Here is a 14,788-nt window from a genome sequence, read left to right on the forward strand (position 1 = left end):
GCCCGGCAACACGAAGGCGGTGCGCATGACCACCAGTGAGGAAGCGACTTCGAAGCAGCGGCTGGAGCAGCTACGGGGCCTGCTATCGGGGACGCGGGGCGATTCGCGGGCGGGGCGGAATCTGGCGCGCACGCAGAAGGCCAACGTGGTGTTCGGGGCGATGCTGCATGCCGCGGATCGGTTGCGGCAGGGCGAGCAGCTGACCGAGCTGGAGGACAGGCTGCTGCAAGCGCTGCGGGTGGTGGTGTCGGAGGAGGAGATCAAGGACTGGGGGCGCATCTACCGGGAGACGGTGAGCGCGCGAGGGACGCTGGTGGGGGTGCCCGAGGTCATCACCAGCCGTCCGGTGTCGGAGGGCTACGACTTCGCTGATCTGGTGAAGGACCTGCCGGCCGTGGCAGAGGAGTGGATGGCGCAGTCAAACGCGGCACTGATCACCCCAGAGGCGCTGGCATCGGGAGAGGACTTCGACAGCCCGGAGTTCATCGAGGGCATGCGCGAATGGGGCTTCGGTGTCACCGTGCCCGCCGTGCTCACCACACCCGGGAACGGGCAGACGACGCAGGAGCCGGCGCAGGACGGTGAGCGGGCGGAGCCGGTGTATCGCGTCAAGCTGGAGTTCGAGAACTTCCATGTCCATCGCGTGGTGGGTGACGGGTGGCCGGGCACCAGGGACGAGATCCGCTGGATCTCGTGCGGCAGCAGTGACCGAAGCCGGGCCGTGCCGTTCCTGTCAGAGGAGTTCGGTGGGGACACGGCCACGGCGGGCAAGACCCCGGCCTTCCACCAGTGGAAGCGGACGGTCTTCGACGGCGTGACAAGCGTCGGGCTGGTCCTGAACGTCGCGTGCTGGGAATGGGACACCGGCGACGGTAACAACAACAGCATCGGCGAAAAGCTGCGAGGGATGAACGAAAACATCTTCACCAACACCGCATGGTCAGTCCTCAGCGCGATATCGCCATCGGCGCTCCTTGGATTCCTGATGGATATCACGTCGATGGTGCTCACCGCGATCAGCCTGATCGCCAGGAACGACCTCTCCAGCACGCGCACCCTGTTCCTCAACCAGGAGACCCTGGCCGTGCTCTCCAGGCGCGGAAGCTCGCAATGGCACTTCAACGGCGATGGCCACCACGAACTGAAGGTGAAGTACACCGGCAGCACGGTGCCTTTCCCTGCCTCCACCCTGGAGTACGTCGTGCGCACCAGCCAGGGATGGGGCACGCCGGTCCCTCTGCCCTGGCAGAGCATCACGCCTCCCGCTCTGGCTTCATACAAGGGCAAGCTCTACGCCGCGTTCGTCGACAGCAATCGTCAGGAGGTGATGTGGACACGCCTGGAGAACGGGGAGTGGAGGACACCCGAACAGATCGGCGGGGACCACAGCTACTCCGCCCCCGCTCTCTGCGTGGCCTTTGACAAGCTGTACTACGCCGTCACCGGCACGAACCACGCCCTGTACTGGCGCAGCTTCACCGAATCCGAGGGCTGGAGCGGGATCACGGCCTTCAGCGGTTACAGGTCGGGTTACGCCCCGTCCATGGCAGCAGGCTGGGGCGGGCTGTGGCTGACGCACGTTGGCACCGACGGCAGGCTCTACCACAATTTGTACGACGGCAACGGGTGGAGCACCGCCTCCAAGAACAACCTCGACTGGTTGGTGGACAGCCCCGCCGCGATGGCCTATTACAACGACCAACTGTGGCGCATCGTCCGGGGAATGAGCAACAAGCTGTCCACCAGCATCTTTGCCAGCAACAGGTGGACCTCCCGAGGTGCCCCCAACAGCACCTGGCTCACCACCCACGGCCCGGCCCTCACCACGCACGATGACGGCAAAATGTGGATCTTCCTTCGCGGGACGGACCGCCACCTGTACGCGGCGACCTACTCCTCCGGAGCCTGGGGCGGCCTACACACCGTCGGCAACCAAACCATCAGCGACGAGCCCTCCGCCGCCTCTCATGACGGCAAGCTGTACGTGATGTACCGCCGCTGAGGAACACCCGGACTCGATCCCACGGCTTCAAGCGGGGGCGGCCGGTAGGCCACCGTAGGCCGGGGCGATGTGCCGGATAATCATCTATTTGAGCGATCATGGCGGCGCGGCGCCCAGGAGAAGCCCTCGCCGGAGCGGTGCGCGACTCCGGCACGTTATCCGGTACATCACCCGGGCCGGCTCAGTGAGCATCGCCTGGCGGCTGGCATGAGCGCCGCGCCGAAAGTCTCCGCTCTGCGCGGAGGGCACGTCACGCTCGCCGCGGCCGCCGACGCCTTCCTGGCCACCCCGCGCACGGCCAACCCCAACACCCACCGCGCCTACGCCTCGGCCATCGACCGCGTCACCACGCTGCTCGGCCGCGACCGGTCGCTCGCCGAAGTCACCGACACCGAGATCGGCACCGCGCTCGCCGAGCTGTGGGGGGCGAGCTCGCCGGCGACCTGGAACCGCAACCGCGCCGCCGTCGCCTCGTGGCTGAGCTGGTGCCAGGCCAAGAAGCATTGGGCGGCGCCATCGGTCGCGGCCGACGCTGAACGCCGCAAGGAAACCGCCGACGAGACCCGCGCGGTCGCCAAGACCACCATCCACCGGCTGCTGTCACGCCGCGACATCCCGCTGCGCGAGAAGACGCTGTGGCGGATGCTCTACGAAACCGCCGCCCGCGCCGCCGAGGTCCTCGCCCTGAACGTCGAGGACCTCGACCTGGAGCACCGGCGCGCCCCCGTCCGCTCCAAGGGCGGTGCCATCGAGTGGGTGTACTGGGACAGCGGCACCGCTCACCTGCTGCCCCGGCTACTGCGCTTGCCTGACGGCAGCACGCGCACGCACGGTCCGCTGTTCCTGTCTGAACGCCGCCCCGTCCCCGCCCGTCGGCCAGCCGCCGCCGATATCTGTCCGCACACCGGCCGCGCCCGCCTGGGCTACGACCGCGCCCGTGTCCTGCTCGAAAAGTACGCCGGGCTTGACCTGCACCAGCTGCGTCACAGCGCTGCCACCCATCTCGGCGAGGCCGAAGTACCGCTGCAGCTCATCATGGGCAAGACCCGGCACAAGAACCCCCGCACCGCCATGCGCTACGTCAAACCCGGCGCTGAAGCCATCGCCAAGGTCACCGAGGTCCTGGCACCCCGCCGCCGTACCCACTGATCAACTTAGTGGCGGCTCGTCGGAGCTATAGGAGTTCCGGGCCGATACAGGTGGCGGGCCAGCCGGACCGTGTCAAGGAGCGGGATGGCGGCCAGCCGTGGGCACCAAGCCCGCAGCCCGCCGATCAGGGTCGCCTCGGTGGCGGCATGATGGGCGACGAGCCGATACGGCGGCGCTGTCAGGCGCCCATCCAGGTCGGCGATGACTTGCTCGGCCGACGGTGCGCCGGCCAGCATCGCCGTGGTGATGCCGGTCTGCCGCACATCCCATGGGGTGACGGGCACACCCGCGGGCGCGGCCATCAGCGACTCGAACCGCCACACCTCGACCAGGCCTCTGCCGTTGGCCTGCACGGCGCACACGTCCACCTCGATCGGCACCGGTGGCCGCCCTCGCGGCGTCAGCCCCTCGAAGTCGATGACGAGGTAGGTATGGCGGGCGAAAGCGGGGTCGCCGAACAGCGTCCACCGGGCGTCAATGAGGACTTCGCACGCTGTGTGCACGTCCTCCGTTGAGAGCATCAGGCGCACCTCGGGCGGTTGTGGTACAGCCGGCGCACCCGCCGAGCCAGGTAGCCGAGACGGTGAAAACCGCTGATCAGGTAGGCCGTTTCGCCAAGCAATCGCCGCGCCTGACCGTCATCAGCGTCTCGGCGTCATGTGCGCCGTCGGTGGCGTACGGGACATCACGGACGAGCGTGAACAGCTTGATCCGCTCCGCGCGTGCGTCCACGCGCCGAACATACCCCGCTGGACAGGTTTCCGGCGCGATCGCACGCCGGGACGTCCGCCCAGCCACACGCCGATTGGGCGGGACTGGCGGCTCTTTGCTCACCTTCTTGCGATACACAAAACGTCGCGGAGCAACCGACGAGTTGGCTTATCTTGACAACTTCATTTGTCGGTAGCTAGCGTTCCGGCATGTTCGAAGTTGGAGCCATTGAGGAAGCTGGGGCGGCTGAGGTGGCGCGCGCCATCAGCCGCACATTCGCAGCCGAGGCCGAGCGCCTCGAGAACGTCAAGATCGGAGTGGACCGGTGAAGACCAATCCCTGGGTCGGCCTGGCCGTCCTCGCCCTGCCCACGCTCCTGATCTCCCTTGACGTCTCCGTCCTGTACCTCGCCCTGCCGCAGCTCAGCGCCGGCCTGCACGCCGACGCCACCGAGCAGTTGTGGATCCTCGACATCTACTCGTTCATGCTCGCCGGGTTCCTTGTCACGATGGGCGCCCTCGGTGACCGCATCGGCCGCCGCCGGTTGCTGCTGACCGGCGCCGCCGCGTTCGGCGTCGCGTCGGTCGTGGCCGCGTACGCGAGCAGCCCGGCCCTGCTGATCGCGGCGCGGGCGCTGCTCGGCGTCGCCGGCGCCACCCTGATGCCGTCCACGATGGCCCTGATCCGCAACATGTTCCCCGATCCGAAGCGGATGGGGCTCGCTATCGGCGTCTGGTTCAGTTGCTTCATGGGCGGCATGACGCTGGGCCCGCTCGTCGGCGGCCTCCTGCTGGAGCACTTCTGGTGGGGGTCGGCGTTCCTGCTTGGTGTGCCGTTCATGGTGCTGCTGCTTGTCACCGGCCCGGTCCTGCTGCCCGAGTACAAGCCGGCCAGGCCGGAGCACCCGATCGACCTCGCCAGCGTGGCCCTGTCGCTCGCCGCGATCCTGCCGGTCATCTACGGTCTGAAGGCCCTGGCCCGTGACGGCTGGCACGCCCTGCCGCTCGCCGCGGTCGCCGTCGGCATCGCGTTCGGCGTGGCGTTCGTCCGCCGCCAGCGCACTCTGCCCGACCCGTTGCTGGACCTGCGGCTGTTCGCCAACCGTATCTTCAGCACTGCCCTGGGCATCATGCTCCTCGGCGGGGTCGTGATGGCCGGTCTGTCGCTGCTGTCCAGCCTCTACCTGCAGGACGTCGCCGGGCTGTCCCCCCTCGCGACCGGCGTCCGGCTGATCCCGCAGAACATCGCGATGGTCCTCGGCTCGTTGGTGGCCCCGGCGCTCGCCCGCAAGCTGCCGGCAGCCACGATCACCGCCCTCGGGCTCACCCTCTCCGGCGTCGGGCTGCTCGTCGTCACCCAGGTCGACACCGGCGACGCCCCGCTGCTGGTAGTGGGACTGGTGCTCGCCTCGGCAGGGATCTCGTTCCCGATGGCGCTCACCATGAACTTGATCCTCGCCGCCGCGCCGCCGGAGAAGGCCGGCTCGGCCGCGTCGATCTCGGAGACCAGCGGCGAGTTCGGCATCGCAGTGGGCATCGCGACGCTCGGCAGCCTCGGCACCCTGGTGTACCGGTTGGTGCTCGACCTGCCGGACGGGGCGCCGGTGGCGGCGAAAAGCAGCCTGACCGCCGCAGTCGCGGTCGCCGACGATGTGCCTGGGCTGCTCGACGCGGCGCGGACCGCGTTCACCAGCGGGCTCAACGTGGTCGGCGCCGTTGGGGCGGTCATCTTCCTCGGCCTGGCCCTCGCCGCCGCGGTCACCCTCCGGGCCGGGCGGACTCCGCGGATGGAACCGGCGCCGTAGCCGGAGCCGGCGCCGACCACGCCGCCTCCCCGTCCCAGGGGCGGCGTCAGCGTGACGTTCACCTGGAGTGACGGACTCGATTCGCCTCACGCGTCGTCGGAGGTAACCGTTGCCGAAAACCGCGGCACGAACCGGTTGATGACCCGTGGGCTTCCCCTCGTAACGTGGAGACCAATCTGGTTGATCCGCCGTCGGCGCCCGTTCATGTACGCGAACCGCATCCCACTGTTGCGCTGCACGGCCGACGCGGTCGTCTCGTCGGCCGTGCAACCCGCTCCGTAAACAGCTCAGCTGGGACGGACGGACAAGGCGTGACGGAAGACGTTGTGCGGGTCCCAACGGCGCTTGACCTGTTGGAGCCGCGCATAGGTGTCCTTGTAGTACAGCGTGTGCCATGCGGTGTCCGAGGCGTTCCACCGGGGATCGGCCAGGTCCGTGTCCGCGTAGTTGATGAAGCTGCCGTCGTCTGCTTCACCGGCCGGAACCCCGCCGCTGTCGGCGTAGATGTCTCGGTACAGGTCTCTGATCCAGTTCAGGTGCCGGGTGTCTTCGGTCGTTCCCTGCCAGCCGACGAGGTATCCGACGAGGAAGACCGAGTCGCGATGGGGCACGGCGGTCGCAGTCGGCGAAACGGCGTTGACCCGTCCTCCGTAGGTGTTGATGAAGAGGTTCGCGAACGGATAGTTGTAGTCGGACCGGGTCAGATGCCGATAGGCGGTGGCGATCTGCTGGTCGGTCAGGCGCCGCCGCCGATATCCCGATTTGATCTTGAAGCGGAGGTCGGAGGCGCCCGACTCGTATCCGAAGGCCTGCGTGGCGGCGAGCCAGGGAAGAGTGGACGACTGGCGCGCGGGCTGTATGGGGACGCCCTGTCGGAGCGCGTTCACCAGGTCGTCCAGCAGGGCCTGCGCGCCGGTGTCGGTGGCCACCTGCCCGGACAAAGTAATGGTCTCGCTGGGCCGGCTGGGCAGGGCCAATTCGCCGTACAGGGCGGCCGCGGGTGAGCCGGGCGCCGAGTTCCGCTCGCCCCATTCTCCGAAGTTGCGGATCAGCCGGACGAACGAGTCTTGGTCGAGCTGCGACCAGGGCCACTCCACGGAGTAGTGCAACACCGTGGACGGAGGCCGGGGCAGCAAGGTGGCGGGGTCGCCGCCGTAGGCGTCCGGGGACCGGAACCAGTACCGGGTGACGATTCCGAAGTTGCCGCCGCCGCCTCCCGTGTGAGCCCACCAGAGCTCCCGGTTGGGATCCGACGGTTCTCGGGTCGCCACCACCCTCGTGGCCTTTCCCGAGGGTCCCACCACGACCACTTCCACCGCGTACAGGTGGTCGACGATCAGGCCGTGCAGCCGGCACAGGGCTCCGTATCCGCCGCCACAGACATGTCCGCCTATCCCCACGTCGGGGCAGGTTCCGCCGGGAATGGTGACACCCCAGCCCAGGAACAGCTTCCGATACGCCTCGCCCAGCGTGGTACCCGCCTCGACCATGAAGGCGCCGCGGCGCCAGTCGTACTGGACCGCGTTCATCGTTGACAGGTCGATGAGGGTTTGCACGGACGGATCGTCCACCAAGTTCTCGAAGCCGTGACCGCCGCTGCGGACCGCGATCCGACGACCTGTCCGTACCGCTTGCTCGACCGCCTCTAGGACGTCCTCGGTGGAGACGGCCGGGCGCACGTGTTCGGGCGCGCACCGGAATCGCTGGTTGTAGCCTCTTGACACCAGCCAGCGATAGCGAGGATCGCCCGGGCCCACCGTGTCCGGCGCGCGCGGGGCGGGGTCTGGATCAGTGGCACCAGGGCGAACGGTCCTTTCGGCGGCTTGGCTCACAGTCGGCCTCCTCACGCCCAGCCGCGGTCGGACGAAGTCGCACGGACTTGCTATTCGACCGCGATTCGAAATATGGCACGTCCAAGCTATGGGGCGGCCGGATGCAAGCCGATCACGTCTACCCCCTAGTAAAGGTAGGGTTAGCGGGATTGTCAGTGAGGGGATGAGCCCTGTCGGGTCTCATGATCTGCGTAGCACTTCGCTGTGTGTTGGTGGAGTTGAGCGTCGTGGAGCAGCGCTATCACGCGGTGATCGAAGTGTTGTCGGGGGCGAAGGTCACCGACGTGGCCGGCTGCTGCTGATTGCCTCCTTCGAGGCCGCCAGATCGCCGTCGTCACCACGGCGGGCGAGGTCGCGCTGCCCGCAGCGGCCAGGGTGGTCAAGCGCGGCCAGGCCGAGTGAGCCGCCGACCTGGCGGGAGGAGTTAAGGATGCCGGAGACCAGCCCCACTTCGCCGGGGCCGACTCCGGCCATGGCGATCGGCGCGGAGGTGAGGCCCATTCCGTCGGTGATGAGCACGCCCGGCAGGACGATTCCGGTGAACAGGCCGCTTTCTGGTGTGATGGTGGCCTGCCAGGCGAAACCCGCAGCCGAGATCAGCGCGCCTGCGGCCAGCAGCGGACGCAGGCCGACCCAGCTGACCAGCCGCGGCGTGGCCTTGGAGGCGACGATGATGGCGAGGGTGTGTGGCAGGAACGCCAGGCCCGCCTGGAGCGCGCTGTAGTGCAGTACCTGCTGCATGTAGAGAGACAGGAAGTACCAGACCGCGAAGCCCGCGGCGCCCAGCAGGAACTGCACGAGGAGCGTGCCGGACACCGAGCGGGCCCGGAAGATCCGCAGCGGCAGGTCGCGGCGCAGCGCGTGCAGGCTCTCGCCCTTGTTCAGCTGCCGGGAGATCTTCCTTTTGAAGGCTGGGTCCGACAGGTATGTGGCCAGGTGGACGGTCCTGCGCAGGATGCTTCATTCCTTCGGCACGGCGGCCAGGGTGTTCTGTCGGGAGGCGGCCGACCACTTGCCGACGATCAGCGAGGCGGTGGCCTGGCCGTACTTCAGCGACCCGGCCATCCGCAGCAGGTTTGGCCAGCAGTCGGCGACCAGGTCCTGCATTCCAGCGCGCGCCCAGCAGCGGCCCGGCGTGTGGGGAGCGCTTGGCGATCTCGGTCGGGGTGTCGTCACGGACCAGGGTGACCCGGGTCAGGTCCCCGCATCCGTGGCGTGAGCGCCTTGCCGACCAGGTCGAACAACGCAAAGTTAATGAGGGTGGCTCCGCGACTGTCGGTCGCGGTGCCCAGGATGACCGTGTTGGCCTCGCGCAGCGTCTCCTCCCGCACGTACCACTCCATCGTCCAGGCCAGCACGTCGTAGGACACCCCGCAGGCCTTCGACATGCGGGCCAGGCCCAGGTTGGTGGACATCGCGATGAGCACGGCGAGGATGTTGCGCTTGGTCTCGCTCGAGGTGGTCAGCTTGCGCCCGCCGGCGTGGGTGAAGCAGTCCAAAGAATTTCTTCACTACTACCGGGACCCCGGTTGCGGGCCTCAGTCAGGCCTCGCGCCGTACGCATGCGTCCTGACCCGCGACAGGTCGGCCGGACGCAGCGTGATGGCCGTCATGAGCAGGCCGCCGGAGGCGAGCCAGCGTCCGGCGAAGCCGGTCAGTTCCCGGCCGAGCACCCAGGGCCCTGGGACGAGGAAGCGGGCCGTGAACGTCCCCGTGGGGGAGAGGGTGATGTGGGCCTCGTCGAAGCCCAGCCACCGCCGGGTCAGCGGGAACCACGCCTTGTAGACCGTCTCCTTGGCGCAGAACAGCAGGCGGTCCCAGTGCACGCCGCCGCCGAGACGGGCCAGGGCGGCGCGCTCCCGGTCGAGAGCGATGTCCGCCAGGATGCCGTGGGGGAGCGGTTCGTCAGGCTCGGCGTCGATGCCGACGGTCAGGGCGTCCAGGGAGACCGCGGCCGCCCGATATCCGGCGCAGTGCGTGATCGCCCCGGCCACCCCCGGCGGCCAGCGTGGCGCGCCGCGTTCGCCGGGCAGGATCGGGGCCGGCGGCAGTCCGAGCCGGGCCAGGGCGCGGCGGGCGCAGTGGCGGGCCGTGGTGAACTCGCGGCGCCGCTTGTCCACCGCGGGGGCGATCAAGGCCTCCTCCTCGGGGAAGAGGGTCGCGTCAGGCGGGTCGTCCAACGCCTCCTCGGCGGCGACCCAGGACGGCAGGATCTTCTCGATCATGGCACGGGCAGGATCTGGCGGAGCCGGCCGGGCGGGGTGGAGCGCGGCCGCCACTCGCGTGGGTACCCCAGGGAGACCTCCTCGAAGCGAACCCCGTCGTGCCAGGTGGTGCGGGGGATGTGCAGATGGCCGTAGACGGCCGCGCGGGCGTTGAAGCGCAGGTGCCAGTCGGCGGTGCGCTCGGTGCCGCACCAGATCGCGAACTCGGGATGGCGCAGGACCCGGGTCGGCTCCCGGACCAGCGGATAGTGGTTGACCAGCACCGTCGGGACGCCGGGCGGCAGGGCGGCCAGGCGGCGCTCTGTCTCCGCGACCCTGACGGCGCACCAGGCGTCGACGGAGGCGTAGGGCTCTGGGTGGAGGAGGATCTCGTCCGTGCAGACCACGTCCCTGGCGTACGCGAGGGCAAGGGCCTCGTCTTTGGTGGCGGCCTGGGGAGTGCGAAAGGTGTAGTCGTACAGGACGAACAGCGGGACGATCACGACCGGGCCGCCGGGGCCGGTCCAGGTGGGGTACGGGTCCTCCGGCGTGACGACGCCCAGGGCGCGGCAGACCTTCACCAGGTGGTGGTAGCGCTCCTCGCCGCGCAACTGGACCGCGTCGGCGGGATGCGTCCACATCTCGTGGTTGCCCGGCGCCCACACCACCTTCGCGAAGCGACGGCTGAGCAGGGACAGGGCCCATTCGAGGTCGGCGACCTGCTCCGACACGTCCCCGGCCACCAGCAGCCAGTCGGAGGGGTCGCCGGGTCGGAGATCCTCGACGATACGCCTGTTCTCCTCGTATCCGATGTGCAGGTCGCTGATGGCGAGGAGCGCGGTCATGCGTCGATCGTCTCCAGACACTTCAGGATCGCCTTGGCCACGGCGGCGTTGTGGTCGCGGATGAAGAAGTGACCGCCGGAGAAGACGTGCAGCTCGAAGCCGGAGTTGGTGTGCGTGCTCCACGCCTGCGCCTCGGCCAGGGTCGTCAGGGGGTCGGCGTCGCCGGTCAGCGCGCTGATCGGGCAGTCGAGTCGTGCGCCTGCCTCGGGCCTGTAGGTCTCGATGGCCCGGTAGTCGGCGCGGACGGTGGTGAGGACCAGCTTCCGCAGCTCCTCGTCGGCCAGCACCGCGGCCTCGCTTCCGTTCAACGCCTTCAGATGCGCCACCAGGTCGTGGTCGTCGAGCAGGTGCAGCATCTCGTGGCGGACCCGGCTGGGCGCGCGCCGTCCCGACACGAAGAGCGCCGACGGGCCGTGGCCACCGAGCGTCAAGACGGTCTCGTACGCGACGAGCGCGCCCATGCTGTGCCCGAAGAACACCCGCGGCCGGTCGCCACCGGGGCCCAGGACCTCGGCGATGCGGCCGGCCAGGAGCCGGAGGTCGGTGATCGGCGGCTCGTGGCGGCGCTCCTGCCTGCCGGGATACTGGACGGCGAGCAGTTCGGCGGAGGGGGACAGGGCCGCCGACAGGGCGTGGTAGAAACTGGCCGACCCTCCGGCGTGCGGAAAACAGATCACCTGGACGTCGCTTCGCGGCGACGGATGGAAGCGCTGGAGCCAGGGATTGGCTCTCGTCACGACGGCTCTCCTTCGTTGAGACGGCGGCGCCCGTGGCGCCACGACGGATCCGGCCAGTCAGTTCGGGGACGCACCGCTGAATTCCGCGGCGACGGAGCGCACGTACCGGCCGTAGCTGGACGCGGAGAGCTCCCTGCCCAGCCGGTCGCAGGCTTCGGCGTCGATGTAGCCCATCCGGAGCGCGATCTCCTCGACGCAGGCGATGCGCACACCCTGCCGCTGCTCCAGCACCTGGACGTACTGGCTGGCCTGGAGCATGGATTCAGGGGTGCCGGCGTCGAGCCAGGCGAACCCTCGGCCGAGGTCGACGAGCCGTGCCTTCCCGCGTTCCAGATAGGTGCGGTTGACGTCGGTTATCTCGAGCTCGCCCCGGGCGGACGGCTGCAGATTCTTGGCGATGTCCACCACGTCGTTGTCGTAGAGATACAGGCCGATGATCGCCCGGTTGGACCGGGGGTTGACGGGTTTCTCCTCGATGGAGACGAGCCTGCCTTCCGCGTCGGTGACGCCGACTCCGTAGCGCTCGGGATCGCTCACCGGATAGCCGAACAGCACGCATCCGTCCACGTCGGACGTGTTCTGCTGAAGAATGTCGTAGAACGAATGGCCGTGGAAGATGTTGTCGCCGAGGACGAGGGCCGCGGAATCGCCGCCTATGTGGTCGGCCCCGATGATGAAGGCGTCGGCGAGGCCGGCCGGTTCGTTCTGCTGCGCGTAGCTGATGTCGAGCCCCAGATGTGACCCGTCGCGGAGCAGGCGGGTCAGTTGTGGCAGGTCCGCGGGGGTCGAGATGACCAGGATCTCCGTGATGTTCGCGAGCATGAGCGCCGACAGCGGATAATAGATCATCGGCTTGTCGTTCACGGGGAGAAGCTGTTTCGAGACGGCCAGGGTCAGCGGATAGAGCCGGGTTCCGTGGCCGCCCGCCAGAATGATGCCCTTCATTTCCGGTTCCTTCGACGCAATCTCGTAAATGGCAATGGATCAGTAGGCCTTCCACGGCAGGCTTGCATGGCCGATAAATGGCGCACAACCCCTAGGTCCGGCAGATTTGAGGGGTTGGCTAGGGGGTGTCCTGGCCACGTCGCGAAAGTCGTGACAGCGCATTGCTCTTTCTCGTCGGCATGTCATTTCCCGGGGGAAACGCGCGTCTATTGCTGTGGAAGAAGTGTGATTCTGCTCGCGGCGTGCCGGTCCACCTGGTCGCGGCTGTACAGGAGCGGGAAGTACTCACCCGACCTCCAGCGCTCCGCCAGATCCCGGTAGTGCGGGCTGCGCGGATCGCCTGACTGGCCGGGGGCGTTGACCGCGCGGGAGTTGTCCCACCGGCCGACGTCGAGCACCATCTTGAACGACGCCCCCGACGACTGCTGGAAAGTGGCCGGGCTGTAGGAGGACGCGTCCACTGTGTACGCCGAGCCGCCCCGAGGGAAGGGGCCCACGTCCGCGCCGACGGGGCTCGTGAACTCGGTGTACTGCAGCGCGCCCCACCTCCAGAGCCGCGAATCGGCACCGAGCCGCCCGGCGACCTCGCGGTAGGCGGAGCCCAGCGTCGTGTCCAGCAGGTCGTCGCGCACGGCCTTCCCTCCTGGGCCGAACCAGCGTTCCGGCGATTCCAGCGCGTCGGCCAGCAGGCGGACGTCGGTGAAGGGTATGGAGTCCGCCACCTCCGGCGGCAGCGTCGCGCGGCGGAAGGCCGGCGCGAGATGACGCGAGAACCACGTCTCGAACAGCGCCGCTTCCGGAGAGTCCGCGTCCGCCACCCCGTCGTAGGACCGGAGCAGGTTCAGTGCCCGCTTGGTGTCGGGATCCGCGCTCGCCAGGCCGCCGAGCACACGCACGATGTGCTGGGCGGGCTTGGACACCTGGTCGGCCTGCAGGCGGATCGAGTCCTCGACCGAGCTCCGCGGGCTCGACGCGAGCACCTCGTCTATACGCTGCTTGCGGTAGGGCGGATCCCATTCGAAACCCACCTGCACGGGGTGGTCCGCGGGGAGGTTGAACTCGTTCGCCGAGGCGACGAATCCCTGCCGCGGATTGTAGGAGCGGGGCAGCCGGGCGCCGTCGTGGAAGCCGTCCCATTCGTATCGGCCGTCGCCCGGGACGGGCAGCAGACCGTCCCAGCCGCCGCGCCTGGGGGTGAGGGCGCCGGGCACCCATCCGATGTTGCCTGAGGTGTCGGCGTACACCTGGTTCTCGGGTGGCCCGCCCCACGTGCTCATGGCCGCCGAGAACTCCGCGAAGTCGCGGGCGCCCATGTACGTCATGCTGCCGAAGTAGGGCGACGTGCCGGGCTCCAGCCAGGTCGTACGTACGGCGTACGCGAGGTTGCGCTGCCGGTCGATCTTGATCACCGGGCCGTGCCTGCTGAAGAGCAGCTCCGCGTCGACCGGTGCGCCGCCCGCGACCGGCACCCGCTCGGTCGTCGTCCTGAAACGCTCCCAGCCGTCACGGTAGCGGTATCTGCCCGGGTCGCCGGGATCGAGCTCGTAGACGTAGAGGTCTTCCTGGTCGGCGCCGAAGATGGTCAGGCCGAACGCGACGGTGCCGTTGTGTCCCATCGAGATCCCGGGAAGCGCGGGCTCACCGGCCCCGATGACGTCGAGCCCGGGGGCCGACAGATGGGCCACGTAGCGTAGAGAGGGCGCCGTCAGCGCCCGGTGCGGGTCGCCGGCCAGGATGGGGCGGCCCGTGGCCGTGCGGCCCGGCGAGATCGCCCAGCTGTTGCTGCCCTCGCTACCCGTGATGTCGGCGGGGGCCGGGCGTAACGCGCCGTTCTCGAAGACCACGCCCCGCGTGGCCAGCTCGTAGGTGCGCAGCACGTCCATGGGTACGGCGCAGGGGTCGAGTCCCTCCGGTACGACGGTGCGCCGTTCGGGTTCGAGACGCCACAGAGCTTCGGAGGCTTTGACTCCCCCCGCGCAGACGACGAGCGAACGCAGCACCTCGCTGTAGACGTTCTTGGAGATGCCGTGGCTTCTGATCCGCACCACGTCCTCCGGCCGCCAGAGCGCGGGTTCGTATCCGAGCCGACGGAACTCAGGCGGTGTTCGCTCCGGATTCCGCGCGAGCCGGCGCACGTAGGCGTTGATGCCCTCGGTGAAACGGGTCGCGGCCTGTTTCGCCACGGGGCCGTAGCTCGCCCATTCCCGGTCCATGTCCCCGCGATACAGGAACATCCTCGTCGCCTTGTCCTGCTCCACGTAGGCGGGGCCGAATACCGCGGACAGTTCTCCCAGGCCGCGTCGCCGCCAGAGGTCGATCTGGAACAGCCGGTCCCTGGCGGCGTTGAATCCCTGGGCGAGGAACAGGTCGTCGGTGTTCTGCGCGTAGATGTGCGGAACACCCCATCGGTCCACCACCAGCTCGACCGGCTGTCTGAGACCCGGAACGAACTGGGCCGTGGTAGGCCGTGACTGCGCCGCGACAGACGGCGCCGTCAGGCACAGCACGAGTCCGGCTGCGAGCGCCGTTCCGGCGCGCAGGCTCCGCATGGCACAGCAC

Annotated in this window: 12 protein-coding genes and 1 pseudogene; 3 read left to right on the forward strand and 10 right to left on the reverse strand. The window is 68.7% G+C overall.

The window, feature by feature from the left end:
- Positions 1 to 25 precede the first annotated feature (25 nt).
- Complete coding sequence (locus ABT294_RS48535) at positions 26 to 2,002, forward strand: PLL family lectin (protein WP_350813327.1); 1,977 nt, start codon at positions 26 to 28, stop codon at positions 2,000 to 2,002.
- 207 nt (positions 2,003 to 2,209) lie between these two features.
- A complete protein-coding gene (locus tag ABT294_RS48540) occupies positions 2,210 to 3,151 on the forward strand; it encodes a tyrosine-type recombinase/integrase (protein WP_350813328.1) in 942 nt (313 codons plus the stop codon).
- Between the two features lie 5 nt (positions 3,152 to 3,156).
- Here ABT294_RS48540 and ABT294_RS48545 read toward each other — a convergent pair whose 3' ends face one another.
- Positions 3,157 to 3,672, reverse strand: a complete 516-nt coding sequence (locus tag ABT294_RS48545; RefSeq protein ID WP_350813329.1) for a 3'-5' exonuclease family protein — start codon at positions 3,670 to 3,672, stop codon at positions 3,157 to 3,159.
- Between the two features lie 76 nt (positions 3,673 to 3,748).
- Positions 3,749 to 3,883 carry a hypothetical protein gene (locus ABT294_RS48550; protein ID WP_350813330.1) on the reverse strand — a complete coding sequence of 45 codons (135 nt, stop codon included), beginning with the start codon at positions 3,881 to 3,883 and terminating at the stop codon, positions 3,749 to 3,751.
- A 304-nt stretch (positions 3,884 to 4,187) separates the two neighbouring features.
- Here ABT294_RS48550 and ABT294_RS48555 point away from each other — a divergent pair, with 304 nt between their 5' ends.
- On the forward strand, positions 4,188 to 5,666 hold the full coding sequence (locus ABT294_RS48555; protein ID WP_350813331.1) for an MFS transporter: 1,479 nt from the start codon (positions 4,188 to 4,190) through the stop codon (positions 5,664 to 5,666).
- Between the two features lie 287 nt (positions 5,667 to 5,953).
- On the opposite strand, the gene ABT294_RS48560 is transcribed toward ABT294_RS48555, so the two are convergent.
- From ABT294_RS48560 to ABT294_RS48595, 8 genes and pseudogenes are all read right to left on the reverse strand, one after another.
- Positions 5,954 to 7,390, reverse strand: coding sequence for an FAD-binding oxidoreductase (locus ABT294_RS48560; RefSeq protein ID WP_350813332.1), 1,437 nt, complete (start codon positions 7,388 to 7,390; stop codon positions 5,954 to 5,956).
- 384 nt (positions 7,391 to 7,774) lie between these two features.
- A pseudogene (locus tag ABT294_RS48565) lies at positions 7,775 to 8,605 on the reverse strand (MFS transporter).
- A gap of 65 nt (positions 8,606 to 8,670) precedes the next feature.
- Complete coding sequence (locus tag ABT294_RS48570) at positions 8,671 to 8,997, reverse strand: Tn3 family transposase (RefSeq protein ID WP_350813333.1); 327 nt, start codon at positions 8,995 to 8,997, stop codon at positions 8,671 to 8,673.
- 39 nt (positions 8,998 to 9,036) lie between these two features.
- Positions 9,037 to 9,723, reverse strand: coding sequence for a 4'-phosphopantetheinyl transferase family protein (locus ABT294_RS48575; RefSeq protein WP_350813334.1), 687 nt, complete (start codon positions 9,721 to 9,723; stop codon positions 9,037 to 9,039).
- A complete protein-coding gene (locus ABT294_RS48580) occupies positions 9,720 to 10,547 on the reverse strand; it encodes a metallophosphoesterase family protein (protein WP_350813335.1) in 828 nt (275 codons plus the stop codon). Before ABT294_RS48580 ends, ABT294_RS48575 begins: the two co-directional genes overlap by 4 nt.
- Positions 10,544 to 11,284 (reverse strand): thioesterase II family protein, encoded by a 741-nt coding sequence (locus ABT294_RS48585; protein ID WP_350813336.1) that lies wholly within the window; start codon positions 11,282 to 11,284, stop codon positions 10,544 to 10,546. Before ABT294_RS48585 ends, ABT294_RS48580 begins: the two co-directional genes overlap by 4 nt.
- Before the next feature lie 57 nt (positions 11,285 to 11,341).
- Entirely contained in the window at positions 11,342 to 12,229 is an 888-nt protein-coding gene (rfbA, locus tag ABT294_RS48590) for a glucose-1-phosphate thymidylyltransferase RfbA (protein ID WP_350813337.1), read from the reverse strand.
- Positions 12,230 to 12,435: 206 nt separating this feature from the next.
- The gene (locus tag ABT294_RS48595) at positions 12,436 to 14,778 is read right to left on the reverse strand and encodes a penicillin acylase family protein (protein WP_350813338.1); all 2,343 of its coding nucleotides are present in this window, start codon (positions 14,776 to 14,778) and stop codon (positions 12,436 to 12,438) included.
- Positions 14,779 to 14,788: the final 10 nt, after the last annotated feature.

It is taken from the genome of Nonomuraea sp. NPDC000554 (assembly GCF_040300065.1).
GTDB lineage: Bacteria > Actinomycetota > Actinomycetes > Streptosporangiales > Streptosporangiaceae > Nonomuraea.